Source organism: Streptomyces sp. NPDC046712 (genome assembly GCF_040645695.1).
GTDB lineage: Bacteria > Actinomycetota > Actinomycetes > Streptomycetales > Streptomycetaceae > Streptomyces.
In genome coordinates, this window is record NZ_JBEYYW010000015.1 from 46605 (window position 1) to 61071 (window position 14467).

Genomic DNA, 14467 nt, shown 5'->3' on the forward strand with positions numbered 1-14467 from the left:
CGTCGGAATCAGTCCTCGCGCAGGGCGCGGACCGCCTCCTCCACGCGCTTGCCGTAGTCCGCGTCGGCGGCGGCGAAGTGCGCGATGTTCTTCTCGATCACGTCCTCGCGGGAGACCTGGGAGAGGCCACCGGCGATGTTGGCGATCAGGCGCTTCTTCTCGTCCTCGGACATCAGGCGGTAGAGCTCACCGGCCTGGAAGAAGTCGTCGTCCTTGACGTGCTCCGGCGCCGCGTGGGTGCCGGTCCAGCCGTGGATCGCCAGCGGGGCGGAGAGCGCGGCGTCGGTCTGCGAGGGACCGGCGTACGAGTTGGGCTCGTAGTTCTTGTCCGTGCGCGAGCCGTTGCGGGTGGCCATGAAGCCGTCGCGGCCGTAGTTCTCGGCCACGGTCGCCTTCGGGGCGTTCACCGGCAGCTGGGTGTGGTTGACACCGAGGCGGTAGCGGTGGGCGTCCGCGTAGGCGAAGAGGCGGCCCTGGAGCATCTTGTCCGGCGAGGGACCGATGCCCGGGACGAAGTTGTTCGGGGAGAACGCGGCCTGCTCGACCTCGGCGAAGACGTTGTCCGGGTTGCGGTCGAGGACCAGACGGCCCACGCGCTGCAGCGGGTAGTCCGCGTGCGGCCACACCTTGGTGAGGTCGAACGGGTTGAAGCGGTAGTCCGCGGCCTCGGCGGCCGGCATGACCTGGACGTACAGGGTCCACGAGGGGTTCACACCGCGCTCGATGGCCTGCAGCAGGTCGGTCTGGTGCGAGTTCGCGTCCTTGCCGACGAGCTCGGCGGCCTGGTCGGCGGAGAGGCTGCGGATGCCCTGGTTCGTCTTGAAGTGGTACTTGACGAAGAAGGCCTCGCCCGCCTCGTTGGTCCACTGGTAGGTGTGGGAGCCGTAGCCGTTCATGTGACGGTACGAGGCCGGGATGCCGCGGTCGCCCATGAGCCAGGTGATCTGGTGGGTGGCCTCGGGGGCGTGCGCCCAGAAGTCCCAGACGTTGTCCGGCTCCTGCTTGCCCGTGAAGGGGTCGCGCTTCTGGGAGTGGATGAAGTCGGGGAACTTGATCGGGTCCTTGATGAAGAACACCGGGGTGTTGTTGCCGACGAGGTCGTAGTTGCCCTCTTCGGTGTAGAACTTCAGCGCGAAGCCGCGCGGGTCACGGACGGCGTCCGCGCCACCGAGCGAGTCGGCCACGGTGGAGAAGCGGAGGAACGTCTCGGTGCGCTTGCCGACCTCGGAGAGGAAGGCGGCCTTGGTGAAGCCGGTGACGTCGTCGGTCACCTCGAAGTAGCCGTACGCGCCGGAGCCACGGGCGTGCACGACACGCTCCGGGATCCGCTCACGGTTGAAGCGCGCGAGCTTCTCCAGCAGGTGCTGGTCCTGGAGGAGGATGGGGCCACCGACGCCGGCGGTGGCGGAGTTCTGGTTGTCGGCGACGGGGGCGCCGGACTCGGTCGTAAGCACGCGCTTCGACATCGTGACCTTCCGTACGGGAGCTGCACTGCTGGAGTGCTCAGGAGCGTAAATTCGCCCTGAACGCGACGTCAACAGTTTGTTGAAAATGAAGTGTGGTGTTCCGGACGGCGACGGCGCCTGGGCGCGACAGGACAGGTGTCAGCGCCGCCGCCGTCCGGAAATCTGGGCCCCGCGCCACCGCGGGGCAGGGGGTCAGACCTGCTGGCCGGAGAGACGCTCGACGGCGCGCAGCAGGGCCGAGTGGTCCAGGCCGCCGTCGCCCTGCGCACGCAGGGAGGCGACGAGCTGGGCGACGACGGCACCGACCGGAAGGGCCGCGCCGACGTTGCGGGCGGCGTCGGTGACGATGCCCATGTCCTTGTGGTGCAGGTCGATCCGGAAGCCGGGCTTGAAGTCCCGGTTCAGGAAGTTGTCCTTCTTGCGGGTCAGGACCGTGGAGCCGGCCAGACCGCCGTTGAGGACGTCCAGGGCGGCCTGGAGGTTCACGCCGGACTTCTCCAGGAAGACCACGGCCTCGGCGCACGCCTGGATGTTGACGGCGACGATGAGCTGGTTGGCGGCCTTCACCGTCTGACCGGAGCCGTGCGGGCCGCACAGGACGATGGTCTTGCCGAGGGCCTCGAGGATCGGCAGGGCCTGGTCGAAGTCGGCCTGCTCGCCACCCACCATGATCGACAGGACGGCCTCGATGGCGCCGGCCTCGCCGCCGGACACCGGGGCGTCCAGGACGCGGATGCCCTTCTCGGCGGCGTTCTTCGCCAGGTCGACGGAGGTCTGCGGGGTGATCGACGACATGTCGACGATCAGGGCGCCCTGCTTGGCGTTCTCCAGGATGCCCTCGGGGCCGTAGGAGATGGCCTCGACCTGCGGGGAGGCGGGCACCATCGTGATGATGACGTCGGCGTCCTTGACGGCCTCGGCGATCGACGCGGCGGCGGTGCCGCCGGCCGCGGTGAGGCGGTCCAGCTTGTCCTGCTCCAGGGTGAAGCCGGTGACGGAGTAGCCCGCCTTGATCAGGTTCTCGGACATGGGGGAGCCCATGATGCCGAGGCCGATCCACGCGATCTTGGGGAGGTTGCTCATGAGGGTGCCTCTCGAAAAACTGGTCGTACGGGAAGAAGTCAGCGGGCCGCGCGGGCCTCGGCCGGGAGCCACTCGAAGGACGCGGCGGCGTCGGCGGCCTTGTACTCCAGGCCGACCCAGCCGTCGTAACCGGCCTTCTTGAGCTCGTCCAGGAGCTGCTCCAGCGGGAGCTCGCCCGTGCCCGGCGCGCCACGGCCCGGGTTGTCGGCGATCTGGACGTGACCGGTCTTGTCGGCGTACTGCGCGATGACCTGGCTGACGTCCTCGCCGTTCATCGACAGGTGGTAGATGTCGAGGAGGAACTTGGCGTTGCCGAGCCCGGTGGCCGCGTTGACCTTGTCGACGACCTCGATCGCGGAGGGGGCGCTCACCAGCGGGTAGAGCGGCGACTCCGGCTTGTTCAGGGTCTCGATCAGCAGGATCGCACCGATCCGGTCGGCCGCGCGGGCCGCCAGGACCAGGTTCTCCAGGGCGAGGGCGTCCTGGATCTGCGGGTCGACGCCCTCCACGCGGTTGCCGTAGAGCGCGTTGAGCGCCTTGCAGCCGACCGAGGCGGCGAAGTCGGCCGCCACCTCGATGTTGGCGCGGAAGCGGTCCGACTCCTCACCGGGCACGGAGAGGGCGCCGCGGTCGGGGCCGGGCAGCTGCCCTGCGTAGAAGTTCAGGCCCACCAGCTGGGTGCCGGCGTCGTCCAGAGCCTTCTTGAGCGCGTCGAGCTCGCTCTGGTCGGGGGTGGCGGTGTCGATCCAGGGCCACCACAGCTCGACCGCGGTGAAGCCCGCCGCGGCTGCGGCCGCGGGGCGCTCCGGGAGCGGGAGTTCCGTGAAGAGGATCGACAGGTTCACATCGAAGCGCTGGTCCGTGTATCCCATGAGGGGCGGCGCTCCTTCCGTATTGCGGAAGTAAGTTTCTGTCTGACGGAATGTTGCAAGTGGAGCGGCTGACTTGTCAAGAGGGTCCGGCAGCTCAGGGCTGCCGTCGGTCGACTCCCGGCCAGTAGCGTGGGGGGCATGGTGCGTTTGAAAGTGGAGTTCACGACCGAGCCGTTCGACCTGGACGAGGCGCCGGCGCACGCGGTCGTGGCCCGTGAGGTCATCCAGGCGGCCCAGCTGGACGCGGTGGATGTCGGTCCGTTCGGAAACACTGCGGAGGGGGAGGCCGACGCGGTGCTGACGGCCGTGGACGCGCTGCTCCGCACGTCCCTGGCGGCGGGCGCGACCCGCGTCTCCCTCCAGGTCAATGTGATCGGGGAGGAGTCATGACCGAGCACCCCCTGATCGCCGCGGTGAAGCCGCTGGTCGACGCGATGGGCGCGGAGATACTCGGCCCCGAGCAGGCCGAGCCCGACGACGTGGTGCTCGCCTGGGAGGGGGAGGACGTCCTCGCGGTACGTCTGCCGCAGCTCTCGGACTCGCTGGATCACATTCTGGCCGCGATGGAACGCAGGCACGGGATGCCGCTCGCCGAGCTGGACCGCAAGGCGAAGCAGGAGGTGGTCCGGATGCTCGAGGCACGCGGTGCCTTCTCCGTACGTCATGGAGTGGAGACGGTGGCGGGCGCGCTGGGCGTCAGCCGCTTCACCGTGTACAACTATTTGAACAGGGAAAACGCCGCCAAGAACGGCTAGTTGATCATGTGTTGCCACAGGCCGTCGTCCGGATGTCGGGACGACGGCTTTTGTGTGGCCGAGTTTTCAACAAAGTGTTGACGTGGTGTTGCGGAGGGCGTTAGCTATCCGCAGCCCGTCCGACGCACAGCGAAAAACAGCCACGGAGGCTTCCCGTGACTTCAGGTACGACACCGGGCCTCACCCGGTTCAACACCTCGGCGGACAGCGACGCCGTCGCCGCCCTGCACGAGGTGTGCTCCAGCTCGGCGTGGGGGAGCAAGATTCTCGCCCAGCGCCCGTACACCACCGCCGAAGCCCTCTTCCTCGCCAGTGACGCCGCCATGGCCGAGCTGACCGCCGAGGATCTGGCCGAGGCGATGGCGGGCCACCCGCCGATCGGTCGTCCGAAGGCAGGGGACCCGACCTCTTCCCGCGAGCAGAGCGGGATGGCCGGCGCCTCCGAGGAGCTCAAGGCCGAGATGCTCGAACTCAACCTGGCCTACCAGGACAAGTTCGGTCATGTCTTCCTGATCTGCGCCACCGGCAAGACCGGCGAGCAGATGCGCGACGCGGTCCGCGAGCGGATCGACCACACGCCCGAGCAGGAGCGGGAGATCGTCCGCACCGAACTGGGCAAGATCAACCGCATCCGGTTGACCCGTCTCGTAGAGAACGAGGAAGAAAGCGCATGAGCACCGACACCACCGCCTCGGTGTCCACCCACATCCTGGACACCAGCATCGGCCGCCCCGCCGAGGGCGTGGCCATCACGCTCGCGGCCCGCAGCGGCTTCGACGCGCAGTGGGTCACGCTCGGTGGCTCCGCCACCGACGCGGACGGGCGCTGCAAGGACCTGCCGGCTCTGCCGGAGGGCACCACCCACGTACGTCTCGACTTCGAGACCGAGGCGTACTTCTACAAGAAGCAAGCCGAGGCGCAGCAGGACGCCCCCCGCGTAAGGGACAGCGGTGCGTTCTTCCCGGAGGTGGCGATCACGTTCGCCGTCAAGCCGGGCGAGCACTACCACGTACCGCTGCTGCTCAACCCGTTCGGCTACTCCGTTTACCGAGGGAGCTAGCAGACATGCCCACGATTCTCGGCCAGAACCAGTACGGCAAAGCAGAGAACCGCGTCGTCAAGATCACGCGGGACGGCGACACCCACCACATCAAGGACCTGAACGTCTCCGTCGCCCTCTCCGGCGACCTCGACGACGTCCACCTCTCGGGCTCCAACGCCCACTGCCTGCCCACCGACACGACCAAGAACACCGTGTACGCCTTCGCCAAGGAGTACGGGATCGAGTCGGCCGAGCAGTTCGGCATCCACCTCGCGCGTCACTTCGTGACCAGCCAGGAGCCGATCCACCGGGCCCGGATCCGGATCGAGGAGTACGCCTGGGAGCGCATCGCGACCTCGGACGCCAACTCCAAGTTCATCGGCTCCGACGAGGTGAACCACTCCTTCGCCCGCAAGGGCCAGGAGACCCGCGTCACCCAGATCACGTACGACGGTGAGAAGTGGGAGGTCATCTCCGGCCTCAAGGACCTCATCGTCATGAACTCCACCAACTCGGAGTTCTGGGGCTACATCAAGGACAAGTACACGACCCTGCAGGAGGCGTACGACCGCATCCTGGCCACGCAGGTGTCGGGTCGCTGGCGCTTCAACTGGACCGACGACGACCAGCGCATGCCCAACTGGGAGAAGTCGTACGCCGAGACGAAGAAGCACATGCTGCAGGCCTTCGCCGAGACGTACTCCCTCTCGCTGCAGCAGACGCTGTACCAGATGGCCTCGCGCATCATCAACCACCGTTCGGAGATCGACGAGGTCCGCTTCTCGCTCCCGAACAAGCACCACTTCCTGGTGGACCTGGAGCCCTTCGGGCTCAAGAACGACAACGAGGTCTACTACGCCGCCGACCGCATGTACGGCCTCATCGAGGCCACGGTGCTGCGTGACGGAGCCACGGCGCAGATCCCGGTCGACATGACCAACCTCTAAGCGGCACCTCGTGGCCGCCCCCGCCCGCCCGCAGTCGGGCGGGGGCAGCCACCACCGGAGGGACCTACCCATGGCACAGCCCGTAACGGGGCCGGCATCCGCAGAAGGCCCGTGTTCCACCTCACCGGACGACGTGCAGACCGACGTCCACCCGGTGGACGAGAAGCTCCCCGCCTCGCGACTCGTTCCCGCCGCGCTCCAGCACATCGCCGCCATGTACGCGGGCGTCGTCACCCCGCCGCTGATCATCGGCCAGGCGGTCGGCCTGGATGCCGCGGGAATGACCCGGCTCATCGCCGCGAGCCTCCTCGTCGCCGGCTGCGCCACCATCCTCCAGACCGTCGGGGCCGGCCGCTTCGCCGGAAACCGGCTGCCGTTCGTCAACGCCGCCTCGTCGGCCGGCATCGCACCGATGCTCGCGATCGCCGAGACCAGCGCCCCCGGTCACCAACTCCCCGCCATCTACGGCGCGGTGATGGTCGCCGGAGTGTTCTGCCTCGCCGTCGGACCGTTCTTCGGCCGACTGCTCCGCTTCTTCCCGCCGCTCGTCACCGGCGTCGTGATCACCCTCATCGGTGTGACCCTGATGCCCGTGCCGGTGAGCTGGGCCCAGGGCGGAAACAAGGAAGCCGCCGACTTCGGCGCCATGAAGTACCTGGCCCTCGCCGCCTTCACGCTCGTCGTGATCCTGCTCCTCCAGCGCTTCGCCAAGGGCTTCGTCAAGCAGGTCGCCCTGCTGCTCGGCCTGTGCATCGGAACACTCGCCGCGATCCCCTTCGGGATGGCCGACTTCACCGCCCTGCGCGAGGCACCCGTCGCCGCCCTGCCCGGACCCTTCGCCTTCGGCGCGCCGGAGTTCCAGCCCGCCGCGATCCTCTCCCTGTGCATCGTGATGCTCGTCCTCATGACGGAGTCCAGCGCCGGGATGCTCGCCCTCGGCGAGATCTGCGAGCGCAGGAGCGACGGCCGTACGATCACCCGCGGTCTGCGGACCGACGGCATCGCCACCCTGATCGGCCCCGTCTTCGGCGGCTTCCCGACCTCGGCCTTCGCCCAGAACGTCGGCGTGGTCTCGCTGACCCGGGTCCGCTCCCGATACGTCGTCGCCGTCGCCGGTGGCGCCCTGCTCGTCCTCGGTGCCTTCCCGGTCCTCGGCGCGGTCGTGTCGATGGTCCCCATGCCGGTCCTCGGGGGTGCCGGCATCGTCCTCTTCGGCTCGATCGCCGTCTCCGGAATCCGTACCCTGTCGGAAGCCGGACTCGACGACAGCTCCAACATCATCCTGGTGGCCGTCGCACTCGGAGCGGGCATCATCCCGCTCGCCGCTCCCACCTTCTACGCCGACTTCCCGGCCTGGGCGCAGACCGTGCTCGGCTCCGGCATCAGCGCCGGAGCGCTCGTCGCGGTCATGCTCAATCTTTTCTTCCACCATCTCGGCACCCGGAGCCGTCACACGGCTCCGGCACTCAAATCCTCCTAGGGTCCTGCCGTGCCCACACCACCCCCGAGGAATGAAGGAAGCACCGCCATGGCAGCACCTTCGACTGTCGAGCGCATCGTCATCGAGAACTGTGCGATCGCGACCGTAGACGCCAACGACACCGAGTACGCCACCGGCCACCTCGTCGTCGCCGGCAACAAGATCGAGTCCATCGGCGCCGGCAAGGCTCCCGAGGGCCTGGAGAACGTGGTCCGCCGGATCGACGCCACCGGTCATCTGGTGACGCCCGGTCTGATCAACACCCACCACCACTTCTACCAGTGGATCACCCGGGGCCTGGCCACCGACCACAACCTGTTCAACTGGCTGGTCGCGCTCTACCCGACCTGGTCCCGCATCGACGAGTCGATGGCCCGCGTCGCCGCGCAGGGCTCGCTCGCGATGATGGCCCGCGGTGGTGTCACCACCGCCATGGACCACCACTACGTCTACCCGCAGGGTTCCGGCGACCTGTCCGGCGCCATCATCGGCGCCGCCAAGGACATGGGTGTCCGCTTCACCCTCGCCCGCGGTTCCATGGACCGCAGCGAGAAGGACGGCGGCCTGCCGCCGGACTTCGCCGTCGAGACGACCGAGGGTGCGCTCATCGCCACCGAGGAGACCGTCAGGAAGTACCACGACGCCTCCTTCGACGCGATGACCCAGGTCGCGGTCGCCCCCTGTTCCCCGTTCTCCATCTCCACCGACCTGCTGCGGGAGGGCGCCGCGCTGGGCCGCCGTCTCGGCGTGCGGATGCACACGCACGGCTCGGAGACCGTGGAGGAGGAGAAGTTCTGCCACGAGCTCTTCGGCATGGGCCCGACGGACTACTTCGAGTCCACCGGCTTCCTCGGCGAGGACGTGTGGATGGCGCACTGCGTCCACATGAACGACTCCGACATCGAGGCCTTCGCCCGTACGAAGACCGGTGTCGCCCACTGTCCGTCCTCCAACGCGCGGCTGGCCGCCGGTATCGCCCGCGTCCCGGACATGCTGAAGGCGGGCGTCCCCGTCGGCCTCGGCGTCGACGGCACCGCCTCCAACGAGTCGGGCGAGCTCCACACCGAGCTGCGCAACGCGCTCCTCATCAACCGCCTCGGCGTCCACCGCGAGGCCGCGCTCAACGCCCGCCAGGCCCTGCGCCTCGGTACGTACGGTGGCGCCCAGGTCCTCGGCCGCGCCGACAACATCGGTTCTCTGGAGCCCGGCAAGCTCGCCGACTTCGTGCTCTGGAAGATCGACGGCATCGGCCACTCCTCGATCGCCGACCCGGTCACCGCGATCGTGTTCGGCGCCGCTGCCCCGGTGACGGCCTCGTTCGTCAACGGCAAGCAGATCGTCGAGAACAACCGACTGCTGTTCGCGGACGAAGAGGCGATCGCCCGCGACGCCCGCGCGGAGGCGCAGCGCCTGGCCCGTATCACGGCCCAGGGCTGACCCTCCCCAAGGAGTCCGACCGAGGGGGACGGCCCTCGGTCGGTCGCCACGGACCCGAGCGGGGCCCGTGGCCGGCCGGACGGGGGGTGCCCGTACGTAAAGAGGTACGGCACCCCCCGGACGGTCGACGTGTCCAGCCCTCCCCGGACACGCCACGCACGGCACCCCTGGCTGCGCGATCCGTCGACCCGTAGAAGAACCACCCCTGCAATGCCTCCGAAGTGCCCCGAAGCCCCCCACCCTCATGAGCCGCACATCTTGAGGCGCGCACAATCGCACTACTTTGCACCACCTCCATGACACCCACGTCTCCGCCGACGTGTTACCCGACCGGAGGAACCGCCGTGGCAACCACGCCCAGGTTTCGCAATGATGCACAGGATGAAAGCGCCGCCGACACCGAAGACCAGAAGCATCCGGTCGACGAGACTCTGCCGCCTCTGAAGATGATGACCAGCGGTCTGCAGCACGTGGCCGCCATGTACGCGGGTGTGGTCGCCCCGCCCCTGATCGTCGGCGCGGCCGTCGGACTCTCCGGCACCGAGCTGACCTTCCTCACCGGAGCCAGCCTCTTCACCGCCGGACTCGCCACCTTCCTCCAGACGCTCGGCATCTGGAAGATCGGCGCCCGGCTGCCGTTCGTCAACGGCGTCACCTTCGCCGGCGTCGCGCCCATGCTCGCGATCGTCGACACCACCGACAACAAGGCCGACGCGCTGCCGATCATCTTCGGCGCGATCATCGTCGCGGGCCTCCTCGGCTTCATAGCCGCCCCGTACTTCTCCAAGCTCGTCCGCTTCTTCCCGCCGGTGGTCACCGGCACCGTGATCACCCTCATCGGCATCTCACTGCTGCCGGTCGCCTTCGGCTGGGCCCAGGGCCCCAATCCGACGGCGAAGGACTACGGGTCGACGACCTACCTCACCCTCGCGGCGATCACGCTCGTGGTGGTGCTGGTGTTGCGCCGCTTCACCCGGGGCTTCCTGAAGCAGATCGCCGTCCTGGTCGGTCTCGTCATCGGCACGCTCATCGCGATCCCGTTCGGCGTCACGGACTTCAGCCCGGTGGCCGAGGCGTCCGTGATCGGCTTCCCGACGCCGTTCCACTTCGGTGCCCCGCAGTTCGCGCTCGCCGCCATCATCTCCATGATCGTGGTCATGCTCGTCTCGATGACCGAGTCGACGGCCGACATGCTCGCCCTCGGCGAGATCGTCGACCGGCCGGCCGACGAGAAGACCATCGCGGCCGGACTGCGCGCCGACACCCTCGGCTCGGCCCTCAGCCCGCTCTTCAACGGCTTCATGTGCAGCGCCTTCGCCCAGAACATCGGTCTTGTCGCCATGACGAAGATCCGCAGCCGGTTCGTGGTGGCCTGCGGTGGTGGCTTCCTGGTCCTGATGGGTCTGTCGCCGGTCGCCGCCTCGCTGATCTCGGTCGTGCCGCGGCCGGTGCTCGGCGGCGCGGGTGTGGTCCTCTTCGGCTCGGTCGCCGCGAGCGGTATCCAGACCCTCGTCAAGGCCGGTCTGGAGAAGGACAACAACGTGCTGATCGTGGCGGTCTCGCTGGCCGTCGGCATCATCCCGATCACGGCGCCGGGGTTCTACCACGCCTTCCCGGAGACCGCGAAGATCATCCTGGACTCGGGCATCTCGACCGGCTGCGTCGCGGCGGTCCTGCTGAACCTGATCTTCAACCACCTGGGCAAGCGCGGGGACGAGGACACGGTCACCGCGCCCATGGAGCCGGGCGAGGAGATCTCCGAGACCCGCGGGGCCAAGGCGGCGCACGTCCACTGAGCGCGCCCCTTCCGCTTCCCGAGCCGGTCCCCGCGTACGACGCGGGGGCCGGCCGCGCGCGTACGGTCGTGCTGATCAACCCGAACACCTCCCGCGCCACGACGGCGATGATGACGGCGATCGCGGCCCGGACGCTGGGCTCCGTGGAGGACATGGCGGCACGAGGTGGGGCAGGAAGGGGTCTGACAGTACGAGGTCTGACGGTACGGGGCGTGACGGTACGGCAGGGGCCGTCGATGCTGCTCGACGAGGAGGCTCTGCGGGGCGCCGTGCCCGAGGTGGTCGCGGCCGGGCGGCGCGCTGTGGCTGCCGGGAACTGCGCGGCGCTGCTCGTGGGGGCCTTCGGTGACCCGGGGGTGGAGGAGCTGCGGGCCTTCGCGGACGTCCCGGTCGTGGGCCTCGCGGAAGCGGCCTGCGCGGAGGCGGCGGCCGGGGGTGTGCGGTTCGGTGTGGCGACGACGACGCCGGGCCTGGTCGACGCGATCGGCCGACGGATCGAGGCGCTCGGCCTCGCGGGCCGTTTCACGGGTGTCCGGCTGACAGCGGCCGGCGATCCGCGCCGCCTCGCGGGGGAACCCGAGGCGATGCGGGAGGAGTTGGCGGACGCGGTGCGGGCCTGTGTCGTACGGGACGGGGCGCGGGCGGTCGTCATCGGCGGGGGACCGCTGGCCGAGGCGGCCGACGTGCTGCGGGAGCGCTTCGAGATCCCGGTCGTCGCTCCCGTACCGGCCGCGTGCCGCCGGATCGCGCGAGAACTCGCGGCGAGCGATCCGGCGGGTGGTCAGGCGGACGATCCGGAGGCCGGGGCGGGCCGTCCGTGAGGCACCGGCGAGCGTCAGGCTCTTCGGCCCGGCCCTCCTCGGTCGGTCACCGGCGCCCGCCGAACTCCCAGTCGTGCACCTCGATGGCGGCGTACCGGTCCTGGGTCAGCACGGCGCGTGCCGTGTCCGGGTCGGTCGCCCGGACCAACGCCGCCGTGCCCAGCCAGGTGACACCGTCGTCGGAGAGCAGCGGCCCGTAGGCGATCAGCTCGTCCCGGTCGGCCGGCACCTCGAGGTCGGCGGCGGGCCCCGTGCCGAAGCCGAGCACCAGATACCGGTTGCCCTCGGTCCGTCCGCCCGGGAAGTCCCACATGGTGCGCCCCAGGGCGTTGTGCCACCGTCGCAGCAGCACGTCCCGGTACACGCCGGCCTGGTAGTTCGGCTCGTCGAAGGCGAACGCGCGGGCAGCGGCGGGGTCCGGCAGGTCGACGATGTGCACGCTGCCGCTGGGAGTGTCGCCGGTGAAGGTCGGGCCCCGGGCGATCATCTCCTTGGCGTACTGGTCCATGTAGGACCAGTGCGCCTCCAGCAGCTCGCCGCGCAGCGCTGCGGAGTCGGGCCGGTCACGGTGGTAGCAGAGGAACTCCATGCCCGTAGCTTCCCGTCGAGGAGGTGAACCAGGTCGAGTGGGTTTCCCTGCGATCTCTCACACGATGTCGTGCCGATCCACGGTGTCGTTCCGGCCCAGTTCGAGCGACAGGTGCCCGGACAGGGCCCGGAGGAAGCCGGGCGCGTCGAAGATCGCGCCGGCGGATGCGACACCGACCGTCCTGGTCCGCCCCGTGAGGACCTGGTGGACCGCTTCCACCGCGAGCGGAGCGGTGATGGCGTAGATGTCCTGGCCGGCGGCCACAGCGCGCCGTTCCGCGTCGCCGGAGCGGACGACGACATCGACGAGGAAGGTCTGGTCGGACCGTCCGTTCTCGTCGACCGCGGTCGGCGTCGGTGCGTCCGGAGCGACCACGTCCCTGGCCGCCTCGACCGTCATGTAGGTGCGCACCTCGGGGATGGCCAGGTGACTGGGGACGGTGACGACGTCGGCCATGGTGAACTCCCCGAGCACGGCACGGGTTCCCATCGGTTCGGGAAACTCCCACTTCAGGCTCGGCAGGGCGTCGTCCCGGTACTCCAGCCGCCCGTTGCTGTAGCGGACGCGCCGGCCGTCCCTGCGCTGCCGTGAGACCGCGCCCGCGTTCCGGGTCCCCGCCGTGGGGTGCCAACTGTTCAGTCCGTACGCGATGTGCGCCTCGTCGGCCGACGTCCAATCGCCCATCGCCGCGGTGACCAGCAGGTCGCCGAGGCCGCCGAAGAAGGCCATGGCGGGGATCACCACCGTGCCCGCGGCGCGGGCACGATCGGCGAACTGCATGAACGTGTCGAGGTTGGCCTCGATCTCGGCCGCCACGTCCACGTACGGGATCCCGGCGCGCAGCGCGGCCTCGATCACCGGGGCGGCCGTCGAGGCGAAGGGCCCCGCGCAGTTGATCACGGCGGCCGCGCCGGCCAGCGCGCGGTCGAGCGCGGGCGGGTCGTCGACCGCGGCCGGCCGGACATCGAGCCCTGGACGGTCTGCCGCGAGGGCCCGCAGCTTCTCGGCGTCGCGTCCGGACAGCACCGGTACGAAGCCTCGATTCAGCAACTCCGTCACCACGAAGCGCCCGGTGTGCCCGTAGGCGCCGAACACCACGACTGCCTGACCCGATTCCATGTGAATTCTCCTGCCGTCCTTGATTGTTCAACTGTGAACATTCTGTTCCTGGCGGTTGATGGACGCGAGTGTCTGGAACGCCATGGCCCGTACACTTTCGGACATGGGTACTGTCGCGCTGGCCGTCACCGACGGCATGCTGCACTTCGAACTCTCCGTGGCGTACGAGGTGTTCGGCGCCGAACCGTCCGGCGTGGCCGGACCTCTGTACAGCGTGAGTGTCTGCGGGCCGGGCCCCGTCCGGTTCGGCAGGTTCCAGCTGGAGCCGGACCGGGGGCTCGACCAACTCCCGTACGCCGACATGGTGATCGTGCCCGGCTGGGCCGATGTCGACCAGGACCCGCCCGCCGACCTGGTCGACGCGGTGCGCGCGGCCCACGACGCGGGTGCGCGGGTGGCCTCGCTGTGCACGGGCGCGTTCGTGCTGGCCGCGGCCGGCCTGCTGGACGGCCGGCGCGCGACCACGCACTGGGCGCACACGCGGGTCCTGGCCGCCCGCCACCCCCGGGTGGAGGTCGATCCGGACGTGCTCTACGTGGACAACGGCAGTGTCCTCACTTCCGCCGGCAAGGCCGCCGCGATGGATCTGTGCCTGCATCTGGTCCGCCTGGACCATGGCTCGGCGGTCGCCAACACGGTCGCCCGCAGCCTGGTCGTGCCCCCGCACCGGGCGGGCGGCCAGGCCCAGTTCGTCACCGCTCCGATACCGGCCCAGGACGACCACCCGCTCGCCGAACTGCTCCCCTGGGTGATCGAACGGCTCCACCACCCGCTGACCGTGGAGGACCTGGCCCGCCGGGCGAACATGAGCTCCCGCAACCTGGGCCGCCACTTCCGGTCGGTGACCGGCACCACCCCCCTGCAATGGCTGCTGACCCAGCGGATCCGGCGCGCCCAGGAGTTGCTGGAGATGACCGGCGACAGTGTCGACGCCATCGCCACCGCCACCGGCATGGGTACGGCCACGACTCTGCGCCGGCACTTCAACCGCACCATCGGCGTGCCCCCGGACACCTACCGCCGCACCTTCCGCAGCTCGCGGTCCGCCACTCGGTGACGG

Annotated in this window: 15 protein-coding genes; 10 read left to right on the forward strand and 5 right to left on the reverse strand. The window is 69.4% G+C overall.

The features are described 5' to 3' along the window. Positions 1–8: 8 nt before the first annotated feature. The 3 genes from ABZ939_RS20405 to ABZ939_RS20415 all read right to left on the reverse strand — a co-directional run bounded on the left by ABZ939_RS20405 (position 9) and on the right by ABZ939_RS20415 (position 3421). A complete protein-coding gene (locus ABZ939_RS20405) occupies positions 9–1466 on the reverse strand; it encodes a catalase (protein WP_361856756.1) in 1458 nt (485 codons plus the stop codon). 192 nt (positions 1467–1658) lie between these two features. Continuing rightward, positions 1659–2549 carry a 2-hydroxy-3-oxopropionate reductase gene (locus ABZ939_RS20410; RefSeq protein WP_361856759.1) on the reverse strand — a complete coding sequence of 297 codons (891 nt, stop codon included), beginning with the start codon at positions 2547–2549 and terminating at the stop codon, positions 1659–1661. Between the two features lie 38 nt (positions 2550–2587). Continuing rightward, complete coding sequence (locus tag ABZ939_RS20415; RefSeq protein WP_361856762.1) at positions 2588–3421, reverse strand: TIM barrel protein; 834 nt, start codon at positions 3419–3421, stop codon at positions 2588–2590. 141 nt (positions 3422–3562) lie between these two features. Between ABZ939_RS20415 and ABZ939_RS20420 the strand changes: the two genes are divergently transcribed. The 9 genes from ABZ939_RS20420 (at position 3563) to ABZ939_RS20460 (ending at position 11699) form a co-directional block, all read left to right on the forward strand. Next, on the forward strand, positions 3563–3811 hold the full coding sequence (locus ABZ939_RS20420) for a thiamine-binding protein (protein ID WP_361857110.1): 249 nt from the start codon (positions 3563–3565) through the stop codon (positions 3809–3811). Next, complete coding sequence (locus ABZ939_RS20425) at positions 3808–4176, forward strand: helix-turn-helix domain-containing protein (protein ID WP_361856765.1); 369 nt, start codon at positions 3808–3810, stop codon at positions 4174–4176. Before ABZ939_RS20420 ends, ABZ939_RS20425 begins: the two co-directional genes overlap by 4 nt. Positions 4177–4331: 155 nt before the next feature. Then, positions 4332–4850 (forward strand): 2-oxo-4-hydroxy-4-carboxy-5-ureidoimidazoline decarboxylase, encoded by a 519-nt coding sequence (gene uraD, locus ABZ939_RS20430; RefSeq protein ID WP_361856768.1) that lies wholly within the window; start codon positions 4332–4334, stop codon positions 4848–4850. Continuing rightward, positions 4847–5236, forward strand: coding sequence for a hydroxyisourate hydrolase (uraH, locus tag ABZ939_RS20435; protein WP_361856771.1), 390 nt, complete (start codon positions 4847–4849; stop codon positions 5234–5236). Before uraD ends, uraH begins: the two co-directional genes overlap by 4 nt. Positions 5237–5241: 5 nt before the next feature. Then, on the forward strand, positions 5242–6165 hold the full coding sequence (pucL, locus tag ABZ939_RS20440) for a factor-independent urate hydroxylase (protein WP_361856774.1): 924 nt from the start codon (positions 5242–5244) through the stop codon (positions 6163–6165). Between the two features lie 70 nt (positions 6166–6235). After that, positions 6236–7645 carry a nucleobase:cation symporter-2 family protein gene (locus ABZ939_RS20445; RefSeq protein ID WP_361856777.1) on the forward strand — a complete coding sequence of 470 codons (1410 nt, stop codon included), beginning with the start codon at positions 6236–6238 and terminating at the stop codon, positions 7643–7645. A gap of 48 nt (positions 7646–7693) precedes the next feature. Next, the gene (locus ABZ939_RS20450; RefSeq protein ID WP_361856779.1) at positions 7694–9082 is read left to right on the forward strand and encodes an 8-oxoguanine deaminase; all 1389 of its coding nucleotides are present in this window, start codon (positions 7694–7696) and stop codon (positions 9080–9082) included. Positions 9083–9528: 446 nt separating this feature from the next. Next, a complete protein-coding gene (locus ABZ939_RS20455; RefSeq protein ID WP_361857113.1) occupies positions 9529–10878 on the forward strand; it encodes a nucleobase:cation symporter-2 family protein in 1350 nt (449 codons plus the stop codon). Between the two features lie 68 nt (positions 10879–10946). Further along, positions 10947–11699, forward strand: coding sequence for an aspartate/glutamate racemase family protein (locus tag ABZ939_RS20460; RefSeq protein WP_361856782.1), 753 nt, complete (start codon positions 10947–10949; stop codon positions 11697–11699). A gap of 46 nt (positions 11700–11745) precedes the next feature. On the opposite strand, the gene ABZ939_RS20465 is transcribed toward ABZ939_RS20460, so the two are convergent. After that, entirely contained in the window at positions 11746–12288 is a 543-nt protein-coding gene (locus tag ABZ939_RS20465; protein ID WP_361856785.1) for a YciI family protein, read from the reverse strand. 57 nt (positions 12289–12345) lie between these two features. Beyond that, positions 12346–13407 carry a saccharopine dehydrogenase NADP-binding domain-containing protein gene (locus tag ABZ939_RS20470; RefSeq protein ID WP_361856787.1) on the reverse strand — a complete coding sequence of 354 codons (1062 nt, stop codon included), beginning with the start codon at positions 13405–13407 and terminating at the stop codon, positions 12346–12348. Positions 13408–13510: 103 nt separating this feature from the next. Here ABZ939_RS20470 and ABZ939_RS20475 point away from each other — a divergent pair, with 103 nt between their 5' ends. Beyond that, positions 13511–14464, forward strand: coding sequence for a helix-turn-helix domain-containing protein (locus tag ABZ939_RS20475; protein ID WP_361856790.1), 954 nt, complete (start codon positions 13511–13513; stop codon positions 14462–14464). The last annotated feature ends 3 nt before the right edge of the window (positions 14465–14467 follow it).

What these genes read in the sequence shown, in the direction of transcription:
- ABZ939_RS20405 (WP_361856756.1), bottom strand. Translation starts at nt 1,466, where the DNA reads ATGTCGAAGCGCGTGCTTACGACCGAGTCCGGCGCCCCCGTCGCCGAC.
- ABZ939_RS20410 (WP_361856759.1), bottom strand. Translation starts at nt 2,549, where the DNA reads ATGAGCAACCTCCCCAAGATCGCGTGGATCGGCCTCGGCATCATGGGC.
- ABZ939_RS20415 (WP_361856762.1), bottom strand. Translation starts at nt 3,421, where the DNA reads ATGGGATACACGGACCAGCGCTTCGATGTGAACCTGTCGATCCTCTTC.
- ABZ939_RS20425 (WP_361856765.1), top strand. Translation starts at nt 3,808, where the DNA reads ATGACCGAGCACCCCCTGATCGCCGCGGTGAAGCCGCTGGTCGACGCG.
- uraH (WP_361856771.1), top strand. Translation starts at nt 4,847, where the DNA reads ATGAGCACCGACACCACCGCCTCGGTGTCCACCCACATCCTGGACACC.
- pucL (WP_361856774.1), top strand. Translation starts at nt 5,242, where the DNA reads ATGCCCACGATTCTCGGCCAGAACCAGTACGGCAAAGCAGAGAACCGC.
- ABZ939_RS20445 (WP_361856777.1), top strand. Translation starts at nt 6,236, where the DNA reads ATGGCACAGCCCGTAACGGGGCCGGCATCCGCAGAAGGCCCGTGTTCC.
- ABZ939_RS20450 (WP_361856779.1), top strand. Translation starts at nt 7,694, where the DNA reads ATGGCAGCACCTTCGACTGTCGAGCGCATCGTCATCGAGAACTGTGCG.
- ABZ939_RS20455 (WP_361857113.1), top strand. Translation starts at nt 9,529, where the DNA reads ATGATGACCAGCGGTCTGCAGCACGTGGCCGCCATGTACGCGGGTGTG.
- ABZ939_RS20465 (WP_361856785.1), bottom strand. Translation starts at nt 12,288, where the DNA reads ATGGAGTTCCTCTGCTACCACCGTGACCGGCCCGACTCCGCAGCGCTG.
- ABZ939_RS20470 (WP_361856787.1), bottom strand. Translation starts at nt 13,407, where the DNA reads ATGGAATCGGGTCAGGCAGTCGTGGTGTTCGGCGCCTACGGGCACACC.
- ABZ939_RS20475 (WP_361856790.1), top strand. Translation starts at nt 13,511, where the DNA reads ATGGGTACTGTCGCGCTGGCCGTCACCGACGGCATGCTGCACTTCGAA.